General features: G+C 67.4%; 29 protein-coding genes and 1 other RNA gene. 8 read left to right on the plus strand and 22 right to left on the minus strand.

Annotated features, from left to right (window positions below):
- Positions 1-342: 342 nt before the first annotated feature.
- The gene (locus WD184_06580) at positions 343-1938 is read right to left on the minus strand and encodes a right-handed parallel beta-helix repeat-containing protein (GenBank protein ID MEX0826397.1); all 1596 of its coding nucleotides are present in this window, start codon (positions 1936-1938) and stop codon (positions 343-345) included.
- A gap of 148 nt (positions 1939-2086) precedes the next feature.
- On the opposite strand from WD184_06580, the gene WD184_06585 reads away from it, so the two are divergent.
- Positions 2087-2908 (plus strand): sugar phosphate nucleotidyltransferase, encoded by an 822-nt coding sequence (locus tag WD184_06585; protein MEX0826398.1) that lies wholly within the window; start codon positions 2087-2089, stop codon positions 2906-2908.
- Here WD184_06585 and WD184_06590 read toward each other — a convergent pair.
- The 5 genes from WD184_06590 to WD184_06610 form a co-directional block, all read right to left on the minus strand.
- On the minus strand, positions 2905-4248 hold the full coding sequence (locus WD184_06590; GenBank protein ID MEX0826399.1) for a Glu/Leu/Phe/Val dehydrogenase: 1344 nt from the start codon (positions 4246-4248) through the stop codon (positions 2905-2907). The genes WD184_06585 and WD184_06590 overlap by 4 nt on opposite strands.
- 92 nt (positions 4249-4340) lie before the next feature.
- Complete coding sequence (locus tag WD184_06595) at positions 4341-5588, minus strand: cytochrome P450 (protein MEX0826400.1); 1248 nt, start codon at positions 5586-5588, stop codon at positions 4341-4343.
- Positions 5589-5674: 86 nt separating this feature from the next.
- The gene (locus WD184_06600) at positions 5675-6070 is read right to left on the minus strand and encodes a CoA-binding protein (GenBank protein ID MEX0826401.1); all 396 of its coding nucleotides are present in this window, start codon (positions 6068-6070) and stop codon (positions 5675-5677) included.
- Positions 6071-6227: 157 nt separating this feature from the next.
- A complete protein-coding gene (locus tag WD184_06605) occupies positions 6228-6542 on the minus strand; it encodes a hypothetical protein (GenBank protein ID MEX0826402.1) in 315 nt (104 codons plus the stop codon).
- Positions 6543-6561: 19 nt separating this feature from the next.
- Positions 6562-7122 carry an HhH-GPD-type base excision DNA repair protein gene (locus WD184_06610; GenBank protein ID MEX0826403.1) on the minus strand — a complete coding sequence of 187 codons (561 nt, stop codon included), beginning with the start codon at positions 7120-7122 and terminating at the stop codon, positions 6562-6564.
- Positions 7123-7205: 83 nt separating this feature from the next.
- On the opposite strand from WD184_06610, the gene WD184_06615 reads away from it, so the two are divergent.
- Together WD184_06615 and WD184_06620 are read left to right on the plus strand one after the other, a co-directional pair.
- Positions 7206-8216 carry a polysaccharide deacetylase family protein gene (locus WD184_06615; protein ID MEX0826404.1) on the plus strand — a complete coding sequence of 337 codons (1011 nt, stop codon included), beginning with the start codon at positions 7206-7208 and terminating at the stop codon, positions 8214-8216.
- Positions 8213-9184 (plus strand): phosphotransferase, encoded by a 972-nt coding sequence (locus WD184_06620; GenBank protein MEX0826405.1) that lies wholly within the window; start codon positions 8213-8215, stop codon positions 9182-9184. Before WD184_06615 ends, WD184_06620 begins: the two co-directional genes overlap by 4 nt.
- On the opposite strand, the gene WD184_06625 is transcribed toward WD184_06620, so the two are convergent.
- From WD184_06625 to WD184_06665, 9 genes are read right to left on the minus strand one after another with little or no spacing between them, the layout of a single operon-like run.
- Positions 9147-10253: a GNAT family N-acetyltransferase gene (locus WD184_06625; GenBank protein MEX0826406.1), complete on the minus strand. Its 1107-nt coding sequence runs from the start codon at positions 10251-10253 to the stop codon at positions 9147-9149. The genes WD184_06620 and WD184_06625 overlap by 38 nt on opposite strands.
- The gene (locus WD184_06630) at positions 10250-11407 is read right to left on the minus strand and encodes a glycosyltransferase family 2 protein (protein MEX0826407.1); all 1158 of its coding nucleotides are present in this window, start codon (positions 11405-11407) and stop codon (positions 10250-10252) included. Before WD184_06630 ends, WD184_06625 begins: the two co-directional genes overlap by 4 nt.
- The gene (locus WD184_06635; protein ID MEX0826408.1) at positions 11404-12606 is read right to left on the minus strand and encodes a glycosyltransferase family 4 protein; all 1203 of its coding nucleotides are present in this window, start codon (positions 12604-12606) and stop codon (positions 11404-11406) included. The genes WD184_06630 and WD184_06635 overlap by 4 nt, the downstream gene beginning before the upstream one ends.
- Positions 12603-13796: a glycosyltransferase gene (locus WD184_06640; GenBank protein ID MEX0826409.1), complete on the minus strand. Its 1194-nt coding sequence runs from the start codon at positions 13794-13796 to the stop codon at positions 12603-12605. The genes WD184_06635 and WD184_06640 overlap by 4 nt, the downstream gene beginning before the upstream one ends.
- A complete protein-coding gene (locus WD184_06645; protein ID MEX0826410.1) occupies positions 13793-15280 on the minus strand; it encodes a lipopolysaccharide biosynthesis protein in 1488 nt (495 codons plus the stop codon). The genes WD184_06640 and WD184_06645 overlap by 4 nt, the downstream gene beginning before the upstream one ends.
- Complete coding sequence (locus tag WD184_06650; GenBank protein ID MEX0826411.1) at positions 15271-16740, minus strand: O-antigen ligase family protein; 1470 nt, start codon at positions 16738-16740, stop codon at positions 15271-15273. The genes WD184_06645 and WD184_06650 overlap by 10 nt, the downstream gene beginning before the upstream one ends.
- Positions 16737-17417: a hypothetical protein gene (locus WD184_06655; protein MEX0826412.1), complete on the minus strand. Its 681-nt coding sequence runs from the start codon at positions 17415-17417 to the stop codon at positions 16737-16739. Before WD184_06655 ends, WD184_06650 begins: the two co-directional genes overlap by 4 nt.
- The gene (locus tag WD184_06660; GenBank protein MEX0826413.1) at positions 17418-18110 is read right to left on the minus strand and encodes a sugar transferase; all 693 of its coding nucleotides are present in this window, start codon (positions 18108-18110) and stop codon (positions 17418-17420) included.
- Entirely contained in the window at positions 18107-18970 is an 864-nt protein-coding gene (locus WD184_06665) for a hypothetical protein (GenBank protein MEX0826414.1), read from the minus strand. The genes WD184_06660 and WD184_06665 overlap by 4 nt, the downstream gene beginning before the upstream one ends.
- A gap of 344 nt (positions 18971-19314) precedes the next feature.
- On the opposite strand from WD184_06665, the gene WD184_06670 reads away from it, so the two are divergent.
- Genes WD184_06670 through WD184_06680 form a run of 3 tightly spaced genes read left to right on the plus strand, consistent with a single transcriptional unit; the run spans position 19315 to position 20965 of the window.
- The gene (locus tag WD184_06670; protein MEX0826415.1) at positions 19315-20028 is read left to right on the plus strand and encodes a hypothetical protein; all 714 of its coding nucleotides are present in this window, start codon (positions 19315-19317) and stop codon (positions 20026-20028) included.
- Entirely contained in the window at positions 20025-20426 is a 402-nt protein-coding gene (locus WD184_06675) for a ribonuclease HI family protein (GenBank protein ID MEX0826416.1), read from the plus strand. The genes WD184_06670 and WD184_06675 overlap by 4 nt, the downstream gene beginning before the upstream one ends.
- A 2-nt stretch (positions 20427-20428) precedes the next feature.
- Positions 20429-20965 (plus strand): metal-dependent hydrolase, encoded by a 537-nt coding sequence (locus WD184_06680; protein ID MEX0826417.1) that lies wholly within the window; start codon positions 20429-20431, stop codon positions 20963-20965.
- Here WD184_06680 and WD184_06685 read toward each other — a convergent pair.
- Together WD184_06685 and WD184_06690 are read right to left on the minus strand one after the other, a co-directional pair.
- Positions 20952-21353, minus strand: coding sequence for a sulfite exporter TauE/SafE family protein (locus WD184_06685; GenBank protein ID MEX0826418.1), 402 nt, complete (start codon positions 21351-21353; stop codon positions 20952-20954). The genes WD184_06680 and WD184_06685 overlap by 14 nt on opposite strands.
- Entirely contained in the window at positions 21350-21703 is a 354-nt protein-coding gene (locus tag WD184_06690) for a sulfite exporter TauE/SafE family protein (protein ID MEX0826419.1), read from the minus strand. The genes WD184_06685 and WD184_06690 overlap by 4 nt, the downstream gene beginning before the upstream one ends.
- 70 nt (positions 21704-21773) lie before the next feature.
- On the opposite strand from WD184_06690, the gene WD184_06695 reads away from it, so the two are divergent.
- Positions 21774-22769, plus strand: a complete 996-nt coding sequence (locus WD184_06695) for an LLM class F420-dependent oxidoreductase (protein ID MEX0826420.1) — start codon at positions 21774-21776, stop codon at positions 22767-22769.
- Here WD184_06695 and WD184_06700 read toward each other — a convergent pair.
- On the minus strand, positions 22753-23772 hold the full coding sequence (locus WD184_06700) for a TIGR03557 family F420-dependent LLM class oxidoreductase (protein MEX0826421.1): 1020 nt from the start codon (positions 23770-23772) through the stop codon (positions 22753-22755). The genes WD184_06695 and WD184_06700 overlap by 17 nt on opposite strands.
- A 65-nt stretch (positions 23773-23837) precedes the next feature.
- Here WD184_06700 and WD184_06705 point away from each other — a divergent pair, with 65 nt between their 5' ends.
- Positions 23838-24509 carry an aquaporin gene (locus WD184_06705; protein ID MEX0826422.1) on the plus strand — a complete coding sequence of 224 codons (672 nt, stop codon included), beginning with the start codon at positions 23838-23840 and terminating at the stop codon, positions 24507-24509.
- Between the two features lie 75 nt (positions 24510-24584).
- On the opposite strand, the gene WD184_06710 is transcribed toward WD184_06705, so the two are convergent.
- The 4 genes from WD184_06710 to rnpB form a co-directional block, all read right to left on the minus strand.
- Positions 24585-24887 (minus strand): hypothetical protein, encoded by a 303-nt coding sequence (locus WD184_06710; protein MEX0826423.1) that lies wholly within the window; start codon positions 24885-24887, stop codon positions 24585-24587.
- Positions 24887-25405: a hypothetical protein gene (locus WD184_06715; GenBank protein ID MEX0826424.1), complete on the minus strand. Its 519-nt coding sequence runs from the start codon at positions 25403-25405 to the stop codon at positions 24887-24889. The genes WD184_06710 and WD184_06715 overlap by 1 nt, the downstream gene beginning before the upstream one ends.
- Positions 25406-25480: 75 nt before the next feature.
- A complete protein-coding gene (locus tag WD184_06720) occupies positions 25481-25651 on the minus strand; it encodes a hypothetical protein (GenBank protein ID MEX0826425.1) in 171 nt (56 codons plus the stop codon).
- A gap of 101 nt (positions 25652-25752) precedes the next feature.
- An RNA gene (gene rnpB, locus WD184_06725) (RNase P RNA component class A) lies at positions 25753-26088 on the minus strand; the annotation flags it as partial.

A 26088-nucleotide genomic window follows, 5' to 3' on the forward strand; every position in this document is an offset into this window, starting at 1 on the left:
CGGATGGCGCCGGATATTTGTCATGAACCTGCCATGCCATGGCGCAGACGGGCAACCGGTGTGAGGGTACACATTTCATAACAGCCGATCTTTCAGGTCGGCGCGCTCCACCAGAGGGTGGGGCGAAACGAGAGGAACAAAGAATGGCGACTGCCAAGAAGCCCGCCGCAAAGAAGAAGGCGGCTCCCAAGAAGGCTGCTGCGAAGAAGCCGGCCGCAAAGAAGAAGACTGCCGCCAAGAAGCCGGCCGCAAAGAAGCGCTAGCTCGACTTCGAATCAGGACGAAGGACGGGGCAACCCGTCCTTCGTCGCGTTCGGGGTGCTTGTCGGTTTCCCGACGTCGTCAACCCTCGCAGCTGTGCATCTGCTCCGCGGCGATGCAGCTGTCGTCTCCTCGTCCGCCGTTGGCGACATCGAACCCGGCGCCCCCGTCGAGCACGTCCCGACCCCGCTGCCCGTGGATCTCATCGTCGCCGCCACCACCGAAGACATGATCGCTGCCTCTGCCGCCACAGGCGATATCGTCGCCATCGCCGAGAAGGACTTCATCGGCACCCGCTAGCGCGACGACCACGTCGGCCCCGGCGGTTCCTTCGAGGTCGTCGTTGCCGCTCGTTCCGATGATCGTGGCGAGGTGGCCGCGACACATCGGGGTCTCGAATGCACCGACGTCCCAGGCACCGTTCGAGGGCCGCTTGACACGGTCGTGATCGCGTCGACTGGCGGTCGCCGTACCCGCGTCCTGGGCCGGTCCGTCAGGCTGGTGGCGATAGTTGCCGGGAAGAAAGACTGCGGTGATTGAAGCCGTCGAACTCGCAATGTCCTGGCCGGTGGCGGCTCGCCATTCGGCGAGATTCTTCACCGACGAGCCGCCGTCCGTCGTGAACCGCCCGGTGAAGATGTTGTGATTGCTCACCAAACCGGGCATCCCCTCAGTGGGCATCTCGATCGCCCCACGCCACTCGTGCCTGATCAGAATCACGTTGTTCAACAGCGTCACGTCGCGACAGCCAGGACCGCCTATCACCACACCCCACCGGCCATCGGCGGCCTGCACGATGGTGTTGTTCACGATCGTCACGTTGCGGCTACAGACCGCGCCGTCCTGGCGAAAGACCGCGATGCCAGTCGCATGGTTCTCGACGATCACGTTCTCGGCGATGAAGGCGTTGGTGACGCCGTCGAGATTGATTCCGGCACAACCCTCGGCCCCGTTGCGGTCGATGAGATTCCCGACGATCCGGCCGTTCGAGATGGTGCCGTCACCGCCCAACGAGAGGTCGCCATTCATGTGGAGCCCGCATCGCTCGTTGTCGTGGAGGTGATTGCGGTTGACTCGGAAGCGGTCGCCCGAGTTCGACAGGTAGATCCCGTGCTCGCCGTTGTGGTGGCTGTCGTTGCCGACAACCGACACGTCGTCGGTGAAGGCGAAGAAGATCCCGGTCTTGGTCGAGTCGACCCCGTTGTGGTGGACGTGATTCCCGCGGATGGTGATGTGGTGCGAGTGGGCCTCTTCCGAGCCACGGACATCGATCCCCCAGTTGGGGGCGTTCTCGACCTCGAAGCCTTCGATCACCCAGTACGACACCGTTCCCGGTGCCGACCACGTCTCCAACTCGATATTGCTGTCGTGCCGATTGTCGGGTCCGGGCCGGTCGACGACCGCCCCGGGCTCTGCAAAAAGGGTGATCCACGCTCCAGGGGCACCCGACCGCTCGATCCTCATCCCGGCGTAGGCGCCGGGGCGCACCACGATGGTGTCCCCGGGATCGACCTGGTCGACCGCGTGCTGCAGCGTCTGCCATGGCGCCGCCTCGGTTCCCGCCGAAGCGTCGGACCCGCCCGGGGCAACCCAGTAGGTGGACGACGCTGCCCCAGCGGTGAGCGGGGCTGTGAGGGAGGCGACGACGAGTAGGACAAGAAGCAGGCGCTTGTGCATCCCGGGCTTATCGGCCGCGAGGCGGAGCGGTCTTGAGGAGACGAGCGGCCAGGGGATTGGGCTCACTGCGCCGGTTTACCCGGAAACCGCGGCTATGCGCGGCGGGCATGCTCGTCAATCGAGGGCCGTTCTGGGACGATACGGGCACATGACCGTCGAAATAGCCGTGATCCCGTGCGCCGGCAGCGGTACCCGAATGCGACCGGCCACCCGGGTGATCCCCAAAGCCATGATTCCGGTGGTCGACCGGCCCGTCATCCAATACGTCGTCGAGGAGGCCGTCGCCTGCGGGGTCTCGCAGATCGTCTTCGTAGTCGATGAGCGCGTCGGCAACCCGGTAATGAGCCACTTCACGGAAGGCGAGCCGATCCCGGGTCTCGAAGGCGTCACGTTCACCGCCGTCAGCCAGAACGTTCCCCGGGGGTTAGGCGACGCCGTCCTCCGCACCGCGGCCGTCGTCGGCGAGCACCCCTTCATCTGCCTGTTATCCGACAACATGTTCGCCGAGCCCGCGCACGCCTACACCAGGTCGCTCATCGAGGTATTCGATGGCCGCCCGGTGGTGGCGGTGAGGGAGGTGGGGGGCGAGCTCCTCGATCGGTACGGCGTGGTGGCGATCTCCGGCCCGGTGGTGGACGGGGTGGTGGAGGTCACCGGGGCGATCGAGAAGCCGGGGGTCGACCGCGCCCCATCGTCCCTCGGCATCGTGGGGCGCTATCTCTTTCCGGCTTCGGTATTCGGGGTCCTCAGCGCCGTCGACCCCGGCCACGGCGGCGAGCTGCAGCTCACCGATGCGATTCACCGGATGGCCCTGGAGGGCGGTGCCAGGGGCAGGATCGTCGACGACTCGCTGCTCGACATCGGGGTGCCATTGGGCCTCGCCGAAGCCACGACCTCGGTGGCGCTCGCCCGCCCCGACCTCGCCCCCGCCTACCGGGCCTATCTGCAACAGGTGCTGGGCAAGCCCTAAGGCCATACCCCGCGGGACTCGGCGGTGGCCTTGGTACGGGCGACGGCGACCAGGGTGGCGGCAGTCCGCAGGTCGGGCGCGGGCAGCTGTTCGTCGTCAGGGTGCAACCGGGCCCATCGCGAGCGGTAGCCGTCGAGGTCTTCGATCAACGAAGCCCGCTGGGCGACGACCGCCTCGGTGGACCGGTAGATGCGCTTGCGCAAACCCTCGTCGACCCGGACGCCGTCCCACTCCTCGTTCTGGAGGTTTTGCACCCATTCGAAGTAGGACACGATCACCCCGCCGGCGTTGGCGAGGATGTCGGGGAGTAGTTGGATCCCGTTGCCCGCGAGGATCGCGTCGGCGGCCGGTGTGGTGGGCCCGTTGGCAGCCTCGACGACCACTTGGGCCTTGACCCGATCGGCATTGACCCTGGTGATCTGGTTCTCCATGGCTGCGGGAATCAGGATGTCGCAATCGACTTCGAGGACCTCCAGCGGGGCGAGGTGATCGCCGTCGGTCGCACCCACCACGGTGCCGGCGGTGTCCTTGTGAGCCGAGACGCGGGCGACGTCGAGCCCCTTCGGGTCGTGGACCCCGCCCTTGGTGTCGCTGACGGCCACGATTCGAGCGCCCGCCTCCTGGAAGATGTCCGCCGCAAACCGGCCGGCGTTTCCGTAGCCCTGGATCGCCACCCTGGCTCCGTCGACGCTGCTGAGGCCGGTAACGCCACCGAGCTCGAGAAACCGCTCGGTGCAGAAGAAGACGCCCCGCGCCGTCGCGGTCGACCGTCCCACCACGCCACCGAGGTCGAGCGGCTTGCCGGTGACCACCGGAAGGTTGTTCTTCCCCGGATGCATCATGGCGTACGTGTCGTAGACCCAGGCCATGGTCTGGGCATCCGTGTAGAGGTCGGGGGCGGGGATGTCGGTGTGGGGCCCGATGTTGTCGCCGAGGGCCGCCACGAATCGGCGGGTGATCCTGCGACGCTCGTCCAGTGACAGGGTCTGGGGATCACAGGTCACCCCGCCCTTGGCTCCTCCGAACGGGAGGCGGGCCAGGGCGCACTTCCAGGTCATCCAGGTGGCGAGCGCCTGCACCTCGTCCTCGTCGACCGAAGGATGGAACCGGATCCCGCCCTTGCCGGGGCCGCGAGCTGTGTTGTGGAGCACCCGGTATCCACGGAACGTCTCGACGACTCCGTCATCCATGACCACCGGAAGGGTGACGATGACCACCTTCTCCGGCTCATAGATCCACTCGGCGAATCCGTTCCACCCGGCGGGGTCATCGACGAATGGCATCGCCCGGTCGAACTGACTGTGGGCTATGACCCGGGGATTGAGGTCCTCCGCAGTCATCGATTCCTCCATGTGGGTGGGCGGGCGATTGAGGCTATCCAGTTCCACGGGTCGATGCCGCTAAGGGGGTGAGCAAATAGGTCGCTCGCCACCTATGCCGGGTCGAACTCGACCTCGAGCTCGGTCACCCCGCGGAATACCAGGCTGGCATGGCGGGGGGGCTCGGGTACCGCCAGCCGCAGGTTGCGCAACCTCTTCGCCAAGGTGGCGAAGGCCGCCTGCAGCTCGACCCGGGCGAGTGGGGCACCGAGACAGAAGTGGGTGCCCAACGCGAACGAGACATGCGGATTGGACGTCCGGTCGAGTGCCAGCCGCTCGGGGCTCTCGAAAACCCCGGGGTCGTGGTTGGCAGATCCGTAGAGCAGACCGACCTTGTCCCCGGGGGTGAGGCGCACGCCGGCCCAGTCGAGATCCTCCAGCACCCATCGTTCGAACATCTGCAGCGGCGTGTCGTATCGCAAGAGCTCCTCGGTGGCCGCGTCGGCCGCGGCTCCGGTGCGGAACAGTGCGAACTGGTCGGGGTTACGGGCGAGCGCCAGAACCCCGTTGCCGATCCCGTGGACGGTCGCTTCGTGCCCGGCATTCAGCACCAGGATGCAGGTGGCGACCAGGTCGTCGTCCGAGAGTGGATCGTCTGCTGTCGCCAGCTCCGAGATGAGGTCTTCGCCGGGGTTGTGCCGGCGTTCGCCGACGATCGCACGGATGTAGTCGGCGAACTCGGTCACTGCGCTCTCCGCAGCCTGTTCCTCAACCGGGGTCACGTTGACGTCGAACACCTTGACGATGGCGTGGGACCAGTCGAGCAGCAGGCGGTGGTCGCTATCGGGTATTCCCATCAGTTGGGCGACGACCGCGATCGGGATGGGGGTGGCGAAGTCGGCGATGACCTCCATCCGCCCCTGGTCGATCACCTCGTCGAGGAGCCGGTTGGCCAGGCGTTCGATCTCGCCGCGGCGCGCCTCTGCCCTGCTGCGGGCGAATGGCTGCTTTACCGCCCCCCGGATGCGGGTGTGCTCAGGGGGCTCGAGGTCGATGAAAGACCCGCGGATGAAGCGATACCAGTTGGTGAGGTGCACGGGGTACGACCGGTGGTCGACCTCATTAGGGGCGAGCACGTGACGAATGTCGCGACCGAAGCGCTTGTCGCGAAGCATCGCCGTTACATCGGCATGCCTTGCGAAGAAGGTCACCCGCCAGTGATCGTCGAAGAACGGCCCCGCCTCGCGCAACCTGGCGTAGGTCGGGTAGGGATCGGCGACGAATGCCGGGTCGTACGCGTCGAACTGCACCGATGACATCGTCACGTATTCAAGTAGGTCAAAGCCGAAGCGCCCCAGCACCGGCTCCAGCTCCAGCAGGAGCGAATGCTAGGGCTGGTTGTGGCTGGGCCGGAGCGGCGGCAACCCCGGAACCTAGAAGGGCAGCCTCACGTGGTGCGTGCCCTGGCCTCCACCATGATGCAGGGACCGACCAACCCATTGAAATCATTCGCTTCGACGAACTCCCGCACGGCATGGTCACCGGCCCCCGGTTGGACCCACACGTTCATCAGGCCCAGGTCGAGGCACTCCTGAAGGACGGTGAGCGTCCGCGCCGGCGGCACGACGATGTCGACGATGGTGGGGGCCTCCGGCAGGTCCGCCAGCGAGCGCCAGCAGGGATCCCCGTCGACCTCGTCACGATTCGGGTTCACCGCGAACACCTTGAAGCCCTTCGACTTCAGGTTGTGGTAGATGATGTTCCCGTACTTCGAGGGATTGGCGGTGGCGCCGACCACGGCCACGGTGGTGTCGGCGCTCTCGAGCAGCTCGACCAGGCTCATGGTTAGGGCAACCTCCGGTGGGCGATGGGCATTCCCCTACCGACTCCGCGTCATTGGGAACGATCCCTACCGTAACGCCCGACCCGATGGAGGTGCTCACCGCCGACGCCGACGTCTACGAGGTAGGTGGGTACGATCACCGAGACCAGCGGGGCGGTCATGGCTCGCGAGTGCGGTGCACCCGCCATGCCCAGGCGGTGCCGAGCATCGCCCCGGCGATCACCCACACGACCGGTACCGCCCGTCGTCCCACGTCGATGACGACCGGCTGGGGCAGGCCGAGGCGATCGGAAAGCCCCGCCATGACGAGCGAACCGCCGAGGGCAAGCCATGCCAGGGGGACCCACGCGATCTCGTTACGGCGACGGAAGGCAAAACGAACCAGGAGCGCCACGCCGAGGGCGATCAGCAGGACAAGGCCCGTCCACACCGCGACCTCGCCGATGAACCGGAGCATTGCGCGCAGGATCACGAGGGCACCTGTCGCACCATCACTCCGTCTTCTTTGCTGCGGCCTTCATCGCCCGCTTCTGCTCGCGCAGTTCGTAGATCTTGTCGAAAGAGTCGATGTCGGCAATTGATGGCCAATCGGCGGCGGTCTTCTCCCACCCCGGAGGCCCCTGCCCGAGGCGCTTCCCGACGATTCCTACGAAGATCCGCGCCTTGGTCCTGCCGTACCCCGGAAGGGCTTCGAGTCGCTGGAGGAGGTCTTTGCCGTCGGCGGCCTCGAGCCAGATGCGTCCGGCATCGCCCGCATACTCATCGACGATCATGGTGCACAATGCCTGACACCGCTCTGCCATGGATCCAGGAAAGCGGTGGAGTGCCGGGGGGCCCCGAAAGGCGGCCACCAGGTCGTCGCGATCGAGGGCGGCGATTGTCGTCGCGTCGAGGGAGCCGCCGATCCTTTGGGTGAGAAGGTAGGGGGAGAGGAACGCCCGCTCCATCGGGAACTGTTGGTCGAGCAGCATTCCGATCAATAGGGCGAGTGGACTGGCGGCAAGGAGCCGATTTGCCTCGGCATCCTCGGTGAAGGGGAGTTCGTTCGGCATCAGACCCTGACCTTGATGGAAGCCCACGGTAGTGCCCGCGAGATTGCCGGAGAGCGGCGGCTCGTCGTCGATACCATCGAGCCATGGGCTGGAAGGGGACGATTCTGGATGGAGCGCGCCGCGCCGGCGTTTTGGGACTGGTGGGTCGAGCGTTCGGCGCCGATCGGCTGACGGTACTGGCGTATCACCGGGTCACCGATCACACCCGCCCGGGCTTTGCCGGGTTTGTAGGGAACGTCAGCGCCTCTCCGGCCGAGTTCTCCGACCAGATGGAGTGGGTTGCCCGGAAGCACACGCCGGTCTCTCTCGAGGCCGTGGCCGCCGCCGCGCTCGGCGCGGATCTCCCCGACCGGGCGGTGCTCGTGACCTTCGACGACGGGTATCAGGACAACCTCGACAACGCCCTCCCCGTGCTTCGTCGCCTCGGCCTGCCGGCGGCCCTGTTTCTGGCCACGGACCATGTCGGCAGCGGCCAGCCCTTCTGGTGGGACCGTGCGGCCGAGTTCTTCTGGCGGCACGCCGGGGCCGAAGTAGACCTGCCGATCCTGGGGCACACCACGTGGGACAGCGATGGTGCCCTATCGCTTGCCGCCCGCTGGATCGCCCGAGCCAAGCTGCTTCAGGACGACGAGAGGGGTGCCGCCGTGGCCGCCATCAAGGCCGCCGCCGGGTCCGATGAGGCTCCCCAGGGCCTGGTGATGAACTGGGGTGGGGCACGAGAGATGGCCGCTCACGGTGTCGCCATCGGTGGCCACACCCGGACCCATCCGATCCTCACCCGGGTACCCCTCGAAACAGCCCGCGAGGAGATCTCCCGATCCAAAGCAGACGTCGAGCGAGAGATCGGCGCGCCGGCAATCGGCTTTGCGTACCCCAACGGCGGAACCGCAGATTTCGACGACGCAGTAGTGGCGGCGGTAGCCGACGCCGGCTATCGGACCGCGTTCACCCTGGTCCCCGGTCCTGCCCGGCTCAGGGAGGTCGTGGCAGACCCGCTGCGGATCCGCCGGGTGTACGTGCACCACGGCGACGGACTCAGCCGGTTCGCCGCCAAGATGGCCGGGGTGCCGCGGCTGACTGGAGCCCTGGCATGAAGCCCGCGCAGGAACGCATCCGGGCGGCGGTGGCCGCCTCGCTGCCTCCCGGCTACGGCGCGATCACCCGCTGGTCAAGACCGCGCCAGGGTGACTGGTCGTGGATGTTCGAGGCGGAGACCGGCGGCGCCGCCCCGGCCACCCTTCTGGTGAAGGTCCCCCGATGGGAGGAGGCGACCGACCTGGGTTCGGCGTTGAACGCCGGTCCCCAGAAGGACACTGAGGAGGAATACCGGGCTCTCGAAGCGATCGCGGCGGCGGTGGCGGCGGCGGGGGATCCCGGGCTCACGGCAGTCGTCCCGGTCGCCTACGTGCGCGAAGTGAATGCGGTCGTCACCGAGCGGCTGCGGGCAGTGCCGCTGCACGACCGGCTGGGCCGTACGCGGGGCTCCGACGCCGCGACTCTGTTTCAGCGGGTGGGACGCTGGCTGCGGATCTTCCACGCCACGTCTGATCAGCAACTGGTCCCATTCGAGGCCGGCCAATTCGAGCGGCTGGCGGATGCGGGCCACCGGGGAGCACTCGGTGACTCTATCGCCGCCGTCGCGGCGGTAGCCCGGGTCCGGTCCGGCCGGCCGGTTTCGGTGGGGGTGCTCCACGGCGACCTGTCGCTCCGCAACGTCCTGGTGACCATCGACGACCGCGTGGCGGTGATCGACCCGAATCGCTACCGGGGCCGGATCGCCGGCGATGCCGCCCACCTGCTCACCGAAGTTCGCCTGGGGAGGTGCCAGTTGATCACTTCGGGCGCGTTCCGCCCGAGATCGAGGGTCGAGCAGTTGGCAGTGGGGATCATCGATGGCTATCCCGAGATCGACCCCGGCGCTTTGGCGTTCGAGCGAGCGGTGGCCGCGGTGAAGCGCTGGGTCGAAGTGGAGGAGCGGACCAAGGGGATCGCCCGGCTGGCGCTCCTGCCGGCGCGTCGGTTGTTCAAGTCCGAGGTCGGAGCGCTCCTCCGACAGCCCTAAGGGCGTTGCGGCCCGCCCAGATCGCCCGGCCGCGGGGACCAAGCGGTCGCCTCAGACGAAGGTCGATGCGGGTGTCGGTGCCCCAGGACTGCTTGTACTCCTCGTCGCCCCGGAGAAAGTCGAATTCCCTGGCACCCTCGTCGATCGCCCCTTGGATCGCCCGTGCCATGATCGCCCTTCCCGGCCCGAACCTCGACCACGCCGGATCGAACCCGGTCGTGTAGAAGGAGACCACTTCGCCCACCCGGAAGCATTCGATGATCGCGATCGGGCTCTCGCCGACATCCAGGCGCCAGAGGCGCAATCGGCCGGCTGCCAGCATTCTGCGTGCCGTCTCGCGATGGAACGCCACCAACTCATCGGTGGCGAACGCCCCCAGGTCGCCGCGGGCGGTACGGACCGTCTGGTGCATCACCGCCAGATGGTCCATCGTGTCCTCGAGGTCGGCCGCGGTCGCCACCATGCGGGTGACGACGGGAGCGCCGGCCTCCTGATCGAGCTTGCGCCGGTAGCGATCGATGTTCTGCCGGTGGCTGCGGCCAAAGCGCTGGTTGACCAGATCCCACCCGCCATCGAGAGGCAGGTGAGGGCACGGCGTCTCCTCGGCCGCATCGCCGCGTCGCCGCAGCAGAAGCCTGGGGAGCACACCATCGATGGCCATGCCGTCGAAGTCGATGAGGTCCCACCGGCGGCGAACGTCCACGGCCTCCCACAGATGGGCGGCCACCGTCGGGTCCTCTCCGGTGGCGATCGGCATGTCCAGGTGGTCAGGTGCGGCCGGGCCGCTGCCGATGATCCGCAGGGATTGGAACGGTATTCCGAACTTGCGTCCGGGGGCGACATAGAACGGGGCCACGCCGAGCAAGCTCCCATCGACCGGGTGCCGGGCCGTGAAGACTTCCAGGTCGGCGTCGCGGCCCAGGGTGTCCAGCCATGCGCTCACCCAGGGCCAGGTCATGAACGCCGACCGCACCTGGGATCCGGCGACCAGTGCCTCCCATTCGGGTCCCATTTCCCTTAACTCGGCGCGCTGGACACGGGTGACGACAGGGAGAGTGCGGGTGGTCATGGCTGGTCCCGTTCAGCGCGCTTCCAGACGGCCGTTTGGCCGCCGCGCATGTGGCGCCACAGTCCGCGAGCCGCGGCGTAGTTCGAGTTCACCAGGAACCGCGGCACGTAGGCCGCCTTGCCCACCGGTCGGAGAAGCGCCGGAGCCGCGGCGACGGCATAGAACCCCGCCTGGGCGATGAGGGTGATCGGTCCCCACGGTGGGGCCAGCGCCGGCAGCCCGCCGGATGGTGCCACCGCGGTGGCTGCGATCGACCCGCCGAGCGCGGCGACCATCCCGAATGGCACCAGCGAGCGGAAGATCTTGTGCGACACGAGCATCCACGCCACCAGCGGCCTTCTCCAGGGGATCTCCCGGTGCAACCTGCCGAACACCTGCCATTGGCCGGCGACCATTCGTGAGCGGCGCTCCCGCTCGGCCCCGGCATCGGAGGAAACGACCTCCTCGGACACGGATTCGGGCTGGTAGACCACCCGGTAGCCGCGTTTGACCACCCGATGGGCCATCCACTGGTCGTCGTTGACAATGGCGTCGGGGGCAGCCTCCAACAGGTCACGACGGATCGCGAAGATCTCCCCGTTCACGCCGACCGTGCAACCGAGGCGGCTCTCCATCTGGCGGAGATGGGCCTCGTAGCGCCAGTACGCACCCTCGGAGAATCCGAGGTCGGAGTCGCCCCCGGTGACCTTGCGCCCGGTGGCCGCCCCGACGGTCGGGTCGGCGAACGGCGCGACGATCTGCTCGATGGCGTCGGGTCGCAGGGTGTTGTTGGCATCGGTGAAGACGACCACATCGCCGGTCGCCCACTCCAGGGCCCGGCTGATTGCGGCCATCTTCCCGCGCCGTTCGGGACGATGGACCACCTCGACGCCATGGGTGCGGGCTATCCCGGCCGTGGCGTCGTCCGATCCGTCAGCGGCGACGATCACCTGCAGCAGTTCGCTGGGGTACGCCAGCCCGGCGGTGTCCCTCAGCTTGCGATCGATGACGGCTTCCTCGTTGTAGGCGGCGACGATGAGCGTGACCTTGGGGGAGTGGGGCGGGTACTGCCGATCTCGCCCGAACGCCGCGGACAACAGGGTGACGAGCAGGGGATATCCGACATACGTGTAAGTCACCAGGCCGGCACCTGCCCAGAAGACGAGCCCGATCATTTCGCCACCCCGCCATACACGCCCAGGATCGTCCTGGCGATGGGCGGCCACGTGTATCGATCGGCCGCTCTGGCGGCGCAGGCTCCCATGCGGGTGGATTCGGCCGGATCGCCGAGCAGCTTGACCATCGCACTGGCGAGTCCGGGCACGTCGCCGGGGGCGACCAGCAATCCCGTCTCTCCGTGGACGACGTCCTCGGCGAGTGATCCCAACTCTGAGGCGATCACCGGGCGGCCGTATGCATAGGCCACCTGGAGCACGCCTGACGCGGTGGCCGATCTGTACGGGAGCACCACGACATCGGCGGTGCGCATCAGCGGTCCCACCTCCTCGAAGGGCAGATAGCGAGCGTCGATGGTGACGCGGCCGGAGACAGCGCGTCTGGCGACCCGGTGTTCGAGGTGGGCGGGGTCGACTCCAGCCGGAGGCCCGGCCACGACCAGATGGGCATCGATCTCGCGGGACGCGAGGGCGAATGCGTCGATCAATTCGTCCAGGCCTTTGCTGGGCCGCAGGCCGCCGAAAAAGAGGGCGGTCGGCTTGCCGGCCGCGATCCCGTAACGCTCCCGCAGGTCGCCGCCGGGATCCTCCGACCGGAGGAACAGGCCTTCGTCGCCATGGGGGATGACGACGGTGCGAGCCGCTTCGGCCGGATACAACTCCAGGAAGCGAGCACGGTTGGCTTCGCCGTGCAGGAAGATCACCGAGAAGTACCCGTACGCGGCACGCGTCATGGAGCGGTGGAGAGCCTGGAACGGGCCGCGCGACTCCCGCGGCTCGAACTCGTGACAGACCTGACTGATGGGGATCCCGGCCCGAACGATTCGCCTGAGGAACCACGCAAGGAAGGGAAAACGGATGATGGCGAACTGGGCGATGTCGGGCTTCTCTCGCAGAATGAACCTGGTTGCCCGGGCCCACTCCCGGGCATATCGGACCCCCCGCTCCGCCCGGCGCAGTTTGTGGCCGGCCCACACGAAGAGGCGGGCGAGCCCGTGGTGGCGAGCTGCCGGCTCGATTGCCGGCCACAGCCGCATGATCGGTGCCACCCGAAACGGCGCGTCCATCCCCGCCAGCTCGTAGTGGCGAGAGGTGACCAGGGTGACGTCTGCCCCCGCTTCGGCGAGCGCCGAGCACATCTGGAACGCGTAGTGGACCATCCCGCCGGATCCGTCCGGCTCGACGACGATCATCCTCATCGGAAACCCCCCGCAGAGATCGCCAGTCGGTATTCGTCGACCAGGCGCGCCGCCTGGCGTTCGAGGTCGAAACGCTCGATGGCAATGCGGCGGCCCGCCCGCCCCATCGCTGCCGATTGGATCGGAGAGGAGAACAGCCGGCGGACGGCATCGGCCAGCATCGCCGGAGCGTGCGGAGGCACCATGAGAGCCGAAATGCCCCGATCGACCATCTCGGGGATCCCGCCCACCTCAGTCGCCACGACAGGCAGGCCTGCCGCCATTGCCTCGATTAGAACCGTGGGGAGTGCCTCGGTGTGAGACGGCAGCACGAACACGTCGGCGGCGGCGAGGAGCCGCGGGATGTCGGAACGGGCACCGGTGAACAGAACCCGATCCTCGAGGCCGAGGTCGGCGACGATCCGCTCGAGGGTGGGTCGCTGGCTGCCGTGACCCACGACCACGTAGCGGGTGGAAGGATGGGAGTGCACCACTGCCGGCAGGGCCTCGACCATGTCGGCGATTCCTTTCTCGGGTCGCAGCACCGCGACCGTCATCGCCACCGACGCATCAATGGCTATCCCCAACTCGTCGCGAGCCGCCGACCGCTTGGCGGCACCGCCGGGGGAGAACCTGGCGAGCTCGATCCCGTTGTGGAGCGTCACCACCTGGTCTCGCCTCGCCTTGGATCGTCCGATGAAGTGATCCCGTGCACTACGGGACACCGAGACGACTCGGGCGCCTCTCGACTTGAGGATCCAGGCCATCAGCCGGTAGCGAGCGGCGTCGCGGCTCCATCGTCGGGGCCGGTCGATGGTGTGAATCGTGGCGATAGTCGGAACCCCGAGGCGGTGGGCGGCGACCGTGCCGAGAATGTTGGAGAATTCGAGCTGGGTGTGGACCAGGTCGGGAGCGGTCCGCTCGATCACTTCGGTCACCCGGCGCAGTGCCCCCGGCTCGCGCAACCGGCGGATGCCCAGGTTGGCCACGGGCACTCCGGCGGCTTCGATCTCGGCCGCGACCGGGTTGCCTTCACGGTCTTGCATCGTCACCACGGTCGGCTCGACTCCGAGTCGCGCCAGGCGCGGCAGGTAGTCGGCGAGCAGCCGTTCGGCACCTCCGGGGCCCAGCGAGTCGATCAGATAGAGCACAGAAAGCGGCGACTCGGGAACCGGCAGCGGTGGGGTGGCGCGGAGGCGCGGGGAGCTCATGGGCGGTCTCCCGCCAGGCGCCCCAGACCCGCCCAGCCGGCAATGCGCCGGACGGTGGCCGGGTCATAGCGCCACAACGCCACCACATATGCGACCGATCCGGCCACTGCCGCCGCGGCGAGCGAGGCCAGGTTCCCGGCTCCGGCGGTGAGCCACATCGCGGGAAGAGCGGCGAGTGCCAGCCAGATGCCGGCACCGACTGACGGCGCCATCTGCCGCCAAATGTCGCCGAAGGTGGTACCCACCATTCGGTTGGCGACTGCGAGCCGAACCACCGTGTCCAATGCCGCCACCCCGGCATGCGCCCAGGCCACTCCGACGATGCCATATCGCGCCCCGAACATCAGGGCGGGGATCAGCACCACTAGTTCGAGGCCGGCCAGTTTGGCGAGAATGCCGGGCCTCCCCAGGGCCTTGTACACGTCGCCGGCGTTCACCCCAATCGACCCGAGGAGAGAGAACACGCACATCACCTGGAGCACCGGGATGGCTTGATTCCATTGCTCACCAAATAGAGCCCTTACGGCCGGTTCGGCGGTGATGAACAGGCCAACGCACATCGGCACCACCAGCACCTGGGTGTATTTGATGGTGGCGAGGAACCCCCGCCGGAGCAATGCCGGCTGATCCTGCAGCTTCGAAAACAGCGGGAAGATCGCCCCGCCCAGCACCCGCCATACCGACTGGATGAGGAGCTCGGGCAGCCGGTAGGCGAGGGTGTAGACGCCGAGGGCGACATCGCCGAGCAGGCGACCCACGACGAGGTAGTCCAGGTTCGACCAGATGGCGAACTGGATGTCGGTGACGATGAGGGGCCCGCCGAAACGCGCCAGAGGACGCACCAGGCGGCGGTGGATCCGCACTCGCGGCCTCCACGGGAACACCGTCCAGGCGAGGATCACGGATGTGACGACGCCGGCGAGTTGGCCCCAGACCAGCGCCCAGACACCGAAGCCGGCGGCGGCGGCGGCGATGGAGACGGCGCCTTTGACGACGGACCGGCCTACGTCCGGGATCAGCTTCCGCTTGAAGTCCATGTTCTTGCGGAGGAGGACCAGCTGCACCGAGCCGAGCGCCTCGAGCACGAAGGTGAGGGACAGCACCCGCAGCAGGGGCACGACCAGCGGCTCACGGAAGAAGTCGGCCACCAGGGGGGCGCCAAGGAAGCAGAGGGCGGTGAGCAGGGCCCCGGTGATCAGGTTGAACGCAAACACCGTCTCTGCGGATTCGTCGATGTCGTCCTTGCGCTGGATCAGTGCGCCGCCGAGACCGAGGTCCTTCAGCACGGCCAGGTACGCCACGGCCACGGTGGCGAAGCCCACCACACCAAAGTCTTCCGGCGTCAAGAGCCGGGCGAGAATCGCCATCGTGACGAGCACGAGCATCTTCCCGGCGGCGAAAGAGACGTAGTTCCAGATGACGGCGCGAGCCGCCGCCGTGCCCAGTACGGCTTCGTCGGCGGTGCGGTCTTCGGTCAGCGCCATGCCGCCTCCTGGACTGCAGCGTCGCGGGATTCGTCCTCGGCTCTCGCCACCGACGGGAACGCCAGGGCGATACCGATTACGAGCCATGCAAGGCGCGCAAACGCCATGTGCAGGAACACGGAGGTGACGAGGTACCCGACCAGCGACACCGCGACGGCGAATCCGATGCCATCGGAGCGCAGGTCGGCCATCCGTCTGAAGCGGCGTCGCCCCGCAGCGAGGGCAGTGAAGGATGCGACGACCAGTCCGGTGAGCGCGACGAGGCCGACGAGGCCGGTCTCGGCGGCAGTCTCCAGGTACAGGTTGTGGGCCTCGCGGGGTGTGTCGCGCACGTCGATGCCGAGGTCGTCGGAGTACGCGGGATACTCGGCCGCGAAGTTGCCGAAGCCCACCCCGGTGAGGGGGCGATCCCAGAACATGGCCATGGCAGCCCCCAACTCGGCGGTACGCCCCCGGAGGGACGGGTCGATCCCGGCCTCGACCTCGCCGACCTCGGTGAGCGAGGTGAGCCGTTCGGCGTAGCCCGACGGCATCAACGGCAGCGCCGCGACCAGCAGCAGCCCGGCTGCTGCCACCGTTCGAAGGCGCGGCGGATGCCGAACGACCATGAAGGCCATCACGATGGCCAGTGCGAGCAGCCCCCCTCGCGAGAACGTGAGCACCACGGTCACCGCCATCGCGACCACGGCGTAGCCGGCGATCGAGCGGAGAAGGCCCGATATTTCGTCGCGCATTCGGTCGAAGGCGAGCGGGATGATCATCACCAGCAGTTGGGCATAGAAGTTGGGGTCGCCCACCGGCCCCGAGATTCGGACGTCATCCGTCCCCTCGAAGATGTTCTGTACGGCCGACTGGGCGAAGCCGCCAAAGGTGGATCCGAAGGATCCGGTGGCGAACTGGAAGATCGAGAGGGTGGCCAGCAGCGCGCCGCCCCCGACGAGTGCCCACACCAGGCGATGAAGGTCGGTCGCCCCGCGCAGCAGCATGCCGGCGAGGACCGCCACCGCGCCGTCTTCGAAGAGGGTGCGGACGGCTCCGGTTCCGTCGCCGGAGTCGCCGGAAATGAGCAGCGAGCCGATGGCGATCGCCCCGTAGGCCGCGACGAGCAGCAACGCCCGCCCGCCGCCCACCGGCCACTCAGCGGTTGCCCGGCCTCGCAGTATCAGGCCGAGGAGCACGATTGCCACAAGTGGGGCGAAGGTGGGTGGAGCTCCGTGGAAGTTGGTGGCGACATCGGCAAGGCGCAGCACTGCGAAGGCCGCCACCGCGATGAGGCCCCATTGGGGATCGAGGACTATTGCAGCCGCACCGGCGATGGCGAGCAGCCCGGCGAGAACCAGAATCGGGGGCAGCACGCCCATGGCGGCGACCCCGGCGGCAACGATGAGGATCACCAGACCGGCGAACCCCCAGATGCCGCCGCGGCTCGCCCTCCGGCCCCGAGGGGCGGCGAGGGTCATCCGACCCTCTGGTACCGGTCGTGCTCTCTGATCGGAGTGACATTCCCATACGCACCGAGCCGGCCGTGCATGGTCGAGTGGCGCCGGCCGGGCTCGGGATCACGGAGCAGGGCGATCGCCGATCCGACGAGGAGGCCGAGTATGGCCGCCATGCCGCCGAGTTCGATCAGCCCGCGGTTGGAGGGGGAGGTGGGCAGTACGGCCGGATCGAGCACGTCGGCGTCGTAGATCCGGTAGAACGCCACGAACCGGGCGACGGCGGCATCGCCGACCGCGCCGGACAGTTGGACTGTCACCACCGGGTCCGGGCCGCGGACGGTGGTGGCGATCAGGTTGGCTTCGGGGAGCACCACGCCGCCGATCTCATAACCCTCCAAAGAGGCCAGGTCGAGGCCAGCGGCGGCAGCAGCCTCGGCGCGAACGGATTCACTCTGCACGATCTCCACGAGGGTGGTCATGATCGACCGGCTGCGGGTCGAGTCGAGGGTCTTGACGCTCTCGGCCACGTCGACGTCATCCGGGGCGCTGTACGGGAAGACCACATAGGTCGCCCGGGCTTCGTAGACCGGGGAGGAATTGGTGTAGATGAAGGCAGCCGCCCCGAGCGCGATCAGCAGACCCAGGGCCGGGTAGTACCAGCCGAGGGCGATCGAGCGGAGGGCGCTTCGGAAGTCCATTTACTTGGCGCCTCGCTGGGTGAGCACGGCCGGAATGGTGCGGAACACGATCTGCAAGTCGAACCAGATGCTCCGGCGCTGCACGTACGCGATATCGAGCCTGGTGCGGTCGTCGAACTCGGAGAGCCCGCGCCCGTAGATCTGCCACAGGCCGGTGATACCCGGCTTGACGTCGAGCCGCTCCGTTTGCCAGAGGCGGTACGTGTCAGCCATGAAGTCGGTGGGCCGTGGCCCGACGAGGCTGAGACGCCCCATCAGCACGTCCCACAACTGGGGAAGCTCGTCGAGGCTGGTCTTGCGGAGGAAGCCGCCCGGACGGGTGATGCGCGGATCATTGGTGATCTTGAAGTCGGGCCATTCGAGCTCATTGAGGTGGCGAAGCTCCCACTTCATCTCTTCGGCGTCGGGGACCATCGTCCGAAACTTGTGCATGACGATGGTCTTGCCCCCGATTCCGGTGCGTCGCTGGGTGAACAACACCGGTGCGCTGGGATCGTCGATCTTGATGGCGAGCGCGCACATCCCCCACGCCACCACCCACAGCGGCATCGCAAGAATCACGAGAACGACGTCGAGCAATCGCTTGGCGATGGCATAGGCGTCGCCGGTGAGCATCCGGTGCTCGGGTCGCATCCGGTCGATCCATTCATAGCCGGACCAGAGGGCCGGCCGCGGAGTGGGGATGGCGGTCATCGGCTTGCCACCTCATTGACGGCGCGCAACAGCGGCTCGTGCCTTTGGCCGGCAGCGAGAACGCGCTCGGCGTGCTCGACGAGGCCCTCGAACGCGATCCCGTCGTCGGGAAAGGCCGCGGTACCGGCGTGGGCGGGTACGCCTACCCGGGCGGCCGCTTCGACCACCCGGCGCACGAGCAGCTCGGCACCGGTTTGGTCCGTCTCGGGACTCAAGATGAACAGCTGCCCCGAAGTCCGATGCTCGAAGAGCAGATCGGAACGTCGTAGCTGATCGCCGACCGCCCGAGCCAGGCGGCCGAGGACGAAGCGGTTGCGCACTGCCCGATCCATGTCACCGGAGGCCTGGTCGATCGCACGGGCGAGGGACCGCTCTTCCGCTACGAGCACGGTGAGGGTCATCGGCCGGCCGTGGCGGCGGCTTCGAGCCAGCTCGGCGTGGATCTCCGCCGCGGCCTTGGGTGACTCGATGTCGATCGCCGGCGACTCTCCGAAGGCGACCGCGCCGAGGGTTTCGTCCAGCTCGGCGAGAATCGTCCCGACACGCTGGCCCAGCCACGAGGCCAGGGCGAGGAATGCAACTTCGGTGACCATTACATAGACATCGCCATCAACGGATCGAAACCGGGTGATCGTCCCGCCGAAGAGGAGGTGGATCCCTACGGCGAATGCGGGAACCAACCAGGGTCGGGCGCGCCGGAGTCCGGCGAACACGAGGGGGGCGGTGACCGCCAGCGCAGCCAGGGCATACACATGCGACGCGATGGCGTCCGAGCCGCGACTGAGCCCGGCGCGGTCGACCGCGATCGCCGCGGTGAAGAGCAGGACGAGGCCGGCCAATGGCCGACGAAGCCGGATCAACAGATGCCTCCTTGGGCGGTCATGGGGCCAAACTCCGCTCCCGAGCCGGAGTGGTCAGCGCGCCACGCTGAGTAGCAACATACGCCTTTTGGGCTCCGAAATCAATACTCTGAGTAGTTACGGCCCCACCTCTTGTCGAATGACGATTTCGGCCGGTTGTGGCAGGGGCTTGATGAAATTGGCGATACGCAATCCGACAAAAGGGGACCAGCCTCTGACGCGTTCGTTCTCGTATCGCGGATTTTCGAATCGCGTATCGCGAATTGCGTATCGCGCTTGTTGCCCAGCAAGGCTCGCCCCAGCCCCCCACTACCCTCTCCCCACCCCACTACTCGGCAGGCAACATGGAGGACATTCGCAGCCTCGAGGATCTCCTCGATCTTCAGGCGGTCGACTCTGAGATCGACCGCCTGCTCGAACAGCGGGGGAGTCTCCCCCTCCTCGACGAGTACCGGGCCGCCAACACGCTTTCGAAGCGCCTCGCTGCCGACATCGCCGGGCGGTCCTCCCACTTGCGCGAGGTCGACCTCGCCGAGGACAAGATCGAAGGGGAGATGCGGATCGACGAGGTGAAGCTCGAGCGGGAGGAGCGGCGGCTCTACGCCGGAGGGCTGAGCGCTCGGGACGCCGGCCACCTGCGAGACGAAGTCGCCATGCTGCGCACCCGGATTTCGACGCGGGAAGATGAGGCTCTCGCCCTGATCGATCAGCGGGAGGGGCTGCAGGCCGAAATCGACGCGCTCGAGGAGCGCCGCCGTGGTGTCGTGGAGACCGAGAACCGGCTCGAGGGAGAGATCCAGCGGGAATGGGCCCGGATCGACGAGAACGTGATCCGCCTTCGTGAGAAGCGGAGCGGAATCGTTCCGATGATCGACCCCGAGCTGGTCGAGCTATACGAGGAGATCCGGCCCTCCAAAGAGGGGGTGGCGGCGGCTGCCCTGGTCGATGGAGTGTGCGGTGCTTGCCACCTGCGCTTGTCGGCCGCCGAACGATCCCAGGCGCTCAAGGGCCACCCGCCGCGCTGTGTCCATTGCCGCCGGATACTGTCGCCACGGTGAGCCATGTCCTCTACTGCGATGGCGCATCGCGCGGCAATCCCGGTCCTGCCGCGATCGGCTTCGTCCTCCTCGACCCCACCGGCGGCACGGTGATCGAGATGGGGTCGATGATCGGCATCGCCACCAACAATGTGGCGGAGTACCAGGCGTTGATCACCGGCCTAGAGGCGGCCCGCACCAAGGGCGTGGACGACCTCGCGGTACGACTGGACAGTCTGCTGCTCGTGCGCCAGGTGAACGGCGAGTTTCGTGTCAAGGCCGAGAATCTCAAGCCGCTCCACCGTCGGGCGGTGGGCCTGCTGCGAGAGTTCGCCCGGGTCGAGGTGGCTCATGTCCGCCGGCACTTGAACAGCCGGGCCGATGCGCTGGCGAACGCCGCCTACGACGAGGGAGGCTGACGGTGCTGCTGTGGCATCTCGGCATGACGACACTCGCTGCGCGCTATGTGTTTCGAGATCCCAACATGGACCTGAGGTGGTTGGCGCTCGGGGCGCTCCTCCCGGACATCGTCGACAAGCCGATCGGCGCGATCTTCTGGAACGACGTGTTCCACAACCACCGGGTGTATGCCCACTCCTTGTTGCTTCCGGTGCTCGCCCTGGCGGGGGCCATGATCTTCACCCGACGGCGGTCGGTTTCCCGCAAGGCGGCGATCGTGGTGGTGCTGGGGTGGTTCCTTCACCTGATCCTCGATGGGGTCTGGGCGAGCCCCGGGGCTTTCCTGTGGCCGCTGTTCGGCTTCGACTTCCCGCGAGTCGCCGGCTCCGATTTCGGCACGCTCGTGGGCAACATGATCAGCAATCCCCTGGTCTGGCTCGGGGAGGTGGCTGGTGCGGCCTACTTGATCTACCTGTGGCGCAGTCACCTCGGTGAGCCAGGGGCGGTGGCCCGGTTCCTGCGCGACGGGAAGGTCACTCACTCCCTCAGGGTTCGGTGACCGGAGCCGCCGGCTCGTAGCCGGCCCGCCGGGTCTTCGCCAACATTCGGAGCGAGGCCAGGATCAGCAACACGGCGAACATCCTGCGCAGCAGCACGGCGTCGAGGGCGAGGGCGGTTCGCGCCCCGAAAAAGCCTCCGACCAGTGAGGCGAGGGCGAGCGGCACTACGAGATTCCAATCCACTCGCTTTGCCCGCCCGTGAACGAATCCCGCCACGATCATCGTCGGCACGATCACCGCGAGCGAAGTCCCCTGCGCCTCGTGCTGGGCGAACCCGAAAAGGGCAACCAGGGCGGGAACGTAGACGATTCCACCGCCGACGCCGAGGGCTGCCGACATCACTCCGGCGAGGAGCCCCACCACGATGAGAGCGATGATCGTGATCATATGGCCATCCTGATGGCGGCGACGACCGTGAGGCTGAAGAAGGCCCGGGCCAGCCAGACGGGGCTCACCCGTGACACCAGAGTCGCCCCGGCAAACGCGCCGATCAGCGAACCGCACAAGATCCATCCGGCGGTGGTCCAGTCGACCTCGCCGTCCATGGCAAAGGGAATCAACCCTGCGCTTGCCGCTGCCACGATCACCGCAGCCGAGGTTCCGTGAGCCCGGTGTTGACCCATGGCGAACCACAGGACGAGCACCGGGACCATTACCAGGCCGCCTCCAATCCCGAACAGCCCACCGGCAAACCCGGCGGCAAGGCCGAGGGCGGTCGCTTCGAGGGTCCGGCGCATTTCGGCGATGGTAGGCCGCAGCAGGTCGCCCCTCTTTGCGTCTCCGGCCGCGATGCCATACCTTCCTCCGATGCGCCTCGGTCTGAGCCCCTCCACGCCCGGATTCACCGCCCCCGATCTCGTCGACCTGGCAGTCGAGGCGGAACGGCTCGGGTACGAGGAGGCGTGGGTGGCCGAGGTGGCGGGGCCGGAAGCGTTCACCCTGCTGGGGGCGTTGGCCAGTCGAACCGAGCGCATGCACCTGGGGGTGGCAGTGGTGCCGGCGATGACGAGGTCGCCGGCGCTGCTGGCGATGGGGGCGACGACCGTGAGCCAGTTGCTCGGCGGGCGCGAGTTCTCACTCGGCATCGGCTCCTCGTCGAACGTGATCGTGGAGCAGTGGCACGGAGCCGAGTTCGTCCCTCCGTTGGGTCGGGTGCGCGAGTCGGTCGAGGCCACTCGGGCGCTGCTCGATGGTGAGCGGGAGTACCTCGGCGAGCACCTGACCACCCGGCGGTTCCGCCTCGATGTTCCTCCAGCGGGGCCGGTGCGGCTGTTCGTCGGCGCCCTCGGCCCGCGGATGTTGCGGCTCGCCGGTGCGGTGGGCGACGGGGTATGTCTCAACCTGATGCCGCCGGAGGCAGTGCCCCGCCAGATCGCCGAGATTCGCCGGGGTGCCGACGAGGCCGGCCGCGACCTGCCCGACCACTTCAGGGTGATGGCCCGGTTCCATGTGGTGATTACCGATGACGTCGACGCGGGGCGAGGGATGATTCGAGCCGGGTTCGGGCCCTACTTCGCCCAGCCGGTCTACAACCGGTTCCTCGCCTGGCTGGGCCACGACGACGCCGCCCGGGGGATTGCAGACGCGTTCGCCCGAGGCGACCGTGCCGGTGTGGCAGCCGCATTCTCCGATCCGATCGTCGATGGAGTCGGGCTGGTGGGTTCGCCCGACACCATCCGACGGCGATTGGAGGAATACGCCGCGGTCGGGGTCGACGTCGGCGCGCTCAACATCATCGGTGATGCCGCCACCGTCTACGCGGGTCTGAAGCAGCTCGCCCGGCCGGTTAGTGCTGGTTCCTGAGGCGCGGCAGCACTTCCTCGCCGAGCAGCCTGATCGTTGCCTCCTGGTCCAACGAGGCGACCTGGAAGGTGACGGCCGAGGCCCCGACGTCCTCACACAGCGGCCGATAGGTCTCGACTATCGCGTCGACATCCGGGACGATCGCGTAACGGCCGAGGACCTCTTCACGGGGCATCTCGTCGGCTCGTTCCCGCAGGTCCTGGGGGTCGACCGCCTCGAGGCGGCCCGGAGCCCGCAGGCCACGCCATGACCGCAGCGCCTGCCATGCCTCGTCGTCGCTGGCGGCGTGGATCGACCATCGGGTGGCGAGAATCGTTGGCGGCTCTCGGCCCGCAGCGGCGGCGGCTCGGCCCGCCGGTTCGACCACCTGCTCGATGGTGTCGGCGGGGACTTTGACGCTGGTGATGATGCCGTCGGCGAGTTCTGCCGCCAGCGCCGACGACTTGGGGGCACCGGCGGCCATCCACAGCCGTACGCGCCCGATGGGGGGGCTGTACAGCCGGGCCCGGTCGGTGCGGTAGTACTCACCCTCGAAGGTGAGTTTCTCACCGTCGAGCAGCCGGCGCATGATCACGAGGGCCTCTCGCATCCGGGCGGCGCGCTCCGGGTATCCCGGGAACTCGTACCCGAGGGGACCCTCGTTGATGTTCTCGCCGGTGCCAACCCCGAGGTCGAAGCGCCCGCCGCTCAGCCGATCGAGGGTCGCCGCAGCCTGGGCAACCACTCCGGGGTGGTACCGAAACAGGGGAGTGGTGACGCCGGTGGTTATCCGTACCCGTTCGGTCGCCTGCGCCATCGCCCCGATGGTCGAGAAGGCGAAACCCGCCGCCGAGTGGTCGTCCACCCACGGATGGAAGTGCTCGGACACCATCAGGCCGTCGAAGCCCACGGACTCGGCGAGGGCGGCGTGGCGGACCAGGTCCTCGGGCTGCCACTGCTCGTGTCCGCAGAAGTAGTAGAAGTCGGTCACGGAACCTCTCTCGCCGAGGGGATGCCCCTCCATGTTCGCGTAGTCTCGCGCGACGCCCGCCATTGGGGGCAAGACGGAACACGGAAGGGAGTTCCTGTATGAAAGATTGGCAGAAGTACGCCGCCGAGGCCTACGGGACGTTCGTGCTCGTAGGCATCGGAACCGGGGCGATCCTTGCTTCGGGCGGCGACCTGGTGGCACTCTCATTTGCGTTCGGCCTCGCACTCATTGCGGCGCTGTTCACGGTGGGACGTGTTTCCGGCGGGCATTTCAACCCTGCGGTGTCGCTCGGTATGTATCTGGACAAGCGTCTCTCGATGACCGACATGCTCTTCTACTGGGTGTCGCAGGCGGTGGGGGCCATCCTGGCGAGCATGCTGCTGGCCTTCGTGCTCAGCAAGGAGCTCGTCGCGATGACGATCACCCAGTTCACTGAACCCGTCGACGCGTTGGGGGCCTTTGTAGGGGAGACGGTCTTCACTGCCGTGTTCGTGATGGCCATCCTGGTGCTGGCGAGGAGCCGGTGGACCACGGCCTTCCTCGGAATTGGCCTCACCCTGACCGCGGTGCATCTGGCCGCCGCCCCGCTCACTGGGGCGTCCGTGAACCCCGCCCGTTCGTTCGCTCCGGCCCTGGTCGGAGGCGAGTTCGGCGACATCTGGGTGTACCTGGCGGGTCCCGCCGTCGGTGCCCTGGTCGGATGGGTGCTCTACAAGGTGATCATCACCGGGGATACCGACCTCACCGACGACATGCCCAACATGATGTAGCGGGGCTTGGTTGGTCAAATGAGGTGAGGGCGCCCTCGCGGGCGCCCTCACTGCGTTTCAAGCGCGAGGCGAGTTCTACGAACCCCAGGCCCGCAGCGCCATGATGATCGCTCCCAGCAGAACGACAAACAGCAGGACCGGGATCCACAGCAAGTGGACCCACCCGCGGCCAGTTCGACGCGTCGAGATGAAGCGCACGATGGTGACCCCGAAGATGATGCCGCCGATGGCGAAGGGCCAGAACGGAGGGGTGGCGTCGGCGAGCCGGTCGCCGATCAGCCAGGCGAACCAACCAAGTGAAAATCCGGCGGCAAGTCCGAGCACCGTCTCATAGAGCAAACGGCCGAGTCCGGGGCGTTGTGTGGTTCTGTCGTCCATCAGTTGTTTCCCTCGATCAGGTCGGCGGCCATGTCGTAGACCACTCCCGCTCGGCACGCTTGGTCAGCGCCGAGATCGACTTCGACGGTTGTGTCTGGCGCAGGGAATCCGTAGACCAATCCTCCCACACACGCCCCCGAGGTGTCGGCGACCGTAAACGCCACCACCCACGGGTTGTCAGAGCTCGCGACGTCCTTGGAGTCGACCGAGTTGATCGCGATCGAGATGCCGTCCGGGTCGGCTGCGACGGCGGAACCCCGCACTGAGATCGGATAGACCGAAATGATTCTCTCGGCCAGGGCCTCTGGGTCTAGAGCCGCCTCACCCCACAGGGTCACGGTATCGAACAGGAACTGCCGTACAACGGTCGCTTCGGCCACCTGGCCGGCGGCGTCCAGTCCGGCGGTGGGACTCTCCGTCGATGTCGAACTGACTCCATCGTCGTCACCGCAGGCGCCGGCGAGCACGAGCAGAACCATCAGGGTCACGCATGATTTCATCGAGAACTCCGCTTCCATTCGGCCGAGTATTCGGCCGAGGGGAGAGTAGGCGTACTCGGTGTTCTCGCGGCCACCCCTGGATCCCAGTGGCTGTCAGCGAAAGGCGGTGGCGATAAACAGGCCAACGGCGAGCGAGACCACCGTGATCACCGGGTGTGAGGCGACACTCCGACCGGGGCCTGGTTGTGCTCCATCGGCGAGAGCCGTCATGCTGAGCAAGAAGGCCCGGCGGGCCTCTGAGTCGGACAAGATTCTGTGCGCCATTTCATCCCTCCTCGCGAGGGGATACCCCGCATTCTCGGGCGGCAAACCGGAATCGAGTCGCGCGGCAGACGCGGTGAGGGCCCCCGAAGGGGCCCTCACGATCGTCGAGTCCGCCTGTAAGCCGGATCCTGTGCCGACCCGGAGGTCGGTGGCGGCCATCTATCTGGGCCCGCCGTCGCCGGCGGGCTCGAGCGGCCTACCCGAGACTTGGCGGACGGGCAGCCCTGTCTCTGCTTGGCCTTGCTCCCGGTGGGGTTTGCCGAGCCGCCCCGGTCACCCGTGGCGCTGGTGGTCTCTTACACCACCCTTTCACCCTTGCCGGCCGCTGGCCCGAAGGCCTGCGGCTTAGGCGGTCTGCTCTCTGCTGCACTTTCCGTCGGGTTGCCCCGCCTGGGAGTTACCCAGCACCGTGCCCTGTGGAGTCCGGACTTTCCTCG

This window comes from Acidimicrobiia bacterium (assembly GCA_040878325.1).
Lineage (GTDB): Bacteria > Actinomycetota > Acidimicrobiia > Spongiisociales > UBA11373 > JAUYIV01.

Excerpts from the sequence above, each read along its gene's own strand:
- WD184_06580 (MEX0826397.1), bottom strand. The coding sequence starts at position 1,938 with ATGCACAAGCGCCTGCTTCTTGTCCTACTCGTCGTCGCCTCCCTCACA.
- WD184_06585 (MEX0826398.1), top strand. The coding sequence starts at position 2,087 with ATGACCGTCGAAATAGCCGTGATCCCGTGCGCCGGCAGCGGTACCCGA.
- WD184_06590 (MEX0826399.1), bottom strand. The coding sequence starts at position 4,248 with ATGACTGCGGAGGACCTCAATCCCCGGGTCATAGCCCACAGTCAGTTC.
- WD184_06600 (MEX0826401.1), bottom strand. The coding sequence starts at position 6,070 with ATGAGCCTGGTCGAGCTGCTCGAGAGCGCCGACACCACCGTGGCCGTG.
- WD184_06610 (MEX0826403.1), bottom strand. The coding sequence starts at position 7,122 with ATGCCGAACGAACTCCCCTTCACCGAGGATGCCGAGGCAAATCGGCTC.
- WD184_06615 (MEX0826404.1), top strand. The coding sequence starts at position 7,206 with ATGGGCTGGAAGGGGACGATTCTGGATGGAGCGCGCCGCGCCGGCGTT.
- WD184_06620 (MEX0826405.1), top strand. The coding sequence starts at position 8,213 with ATGAAGCCCGCGCAGGAACGCATCCGGGCGGCGGTGGCCGCCTCGCTG.
- WD184_06625 (MEX0826406.1), bottom strand. The coding sequence starts at position 10,253 with ATGACCACCCGCACTCTCCCTGTCGTCACCCGTGTCCAGCGCGCCGAG.
- WD184_06630 (MEX0826407.1), bottom strand. The coding sequence starts at position 11,407 with ATGATCGGGCTCGTCTTCTGGGCAGGTGCCGGCCTGGTGACTTACACG.
- WD184_06635 (MEX0826408.1), bottom strand. The coding sequence starts at position 12,606 with ATGAGGATGATCGTCGTCGAGCCGGACGGATCCGGCGGGATGGTCCAC.
- WD184_06640 (MEX0826409.1), bottom strand. The coding sequence starts at position 13,796 with ATGAGCTCCCCGCGCCTCCGCGCCACCCCACCGCTGCCGGTTCCCGAG.
- WD184_06645 (MEX0826410.1), bottom strand. The coding sequence starts at position 15,280 with ATGGCGCTGACCGAAGACCGCACCGCCGACGAAGCCGTACTGGGCACG.
- WD184_06650 (MEX0826411.1), bottom strand. The coding sequence starts at position 16,740 with ATGACCCTCGCCGCCCCTCGGGGCCGGAGGGCGAGCCGCGGCGGCATC.
- WD184_06655 (MEX0826412.1), bottom strand. The coding sequence starts at position 17,417 with ATGGACTTCCGAAGCGCCCTCCGCTCGATCGCCCTCGGCTGGTACTAC.
- WD184_06660 (MEX0826413.1), bottom strand. The coding sequence starts at position 18,110 with ATGACCGCCATCCCCACTCCGCGGCCGGCCCTCTGGTCCGGCTATGAA.
- WD184_06670 (MEX0826415.1), top strand. The coding sequence starts at position 19,315 with ATGGAGGACATTCGCAGCCTCGAGGATCTCCTCGATCTTCAGGCGGTC.
- WD184_06685 (MEX0826418.1), bottom strand. The coding sequence starts at position 21,353 with ATGATCACGATCATCGCTCTCATCGTGGTGGGGCTCCTCGCCGGAGTG.
- WD184_06690 (MEX0826419.1), bottom strand. The coding sequence starts at position 21,703 with ATGCGCCGGACCCTCGAAGCGACCGCCCTCGGCCTTGCCGCCGGGTTT.
- WD184_06695 (MEX0826420.1), top strand. The coding sequence starts at position 21,774 with ATGCGCCTCGGTCTGAGCCCCTCCACGCCCGGATTCACCGCCCCCGAT.
- WD184_06700 (MEX0826421.1), bottom strand. The coding sequence starts at position 23,772 with ATGGAGGGGCATCCCCTCGGCGAGAGAGGTTCCGTGACCGACTTCTAC.
- WD184_06705 (MEX0826422.1), top strand. The coding sequence starts at position 23,838 with ATGAAAGATTGGCAGAAGTACGCCGCCGAGGCCTACGGGACGTTCGTG.
- WD184_06710 (MEX0826423.1), bottom strand. The coding sequence starts at position 24,887 with ATGGACGACAGAACCACACAACGCCCCGGACTCGGCCGTTTGCTCTAT.
- WD184_06715 (MEX0826424.1), bottom strand. The coding sequence starts at position 25,405 with ATGGAAGCGGAGTTCTCGATGAAATCATGCGTGACCCTGATGGTTCTG.
- WD184_06720 (MEX0826425.1), bottom strand. The coding sequence starts at position 25,651 with ATGGCGCACAGAATCTTGTCCGACTCAGAGGCCCGCCGGGCCTTCTTG.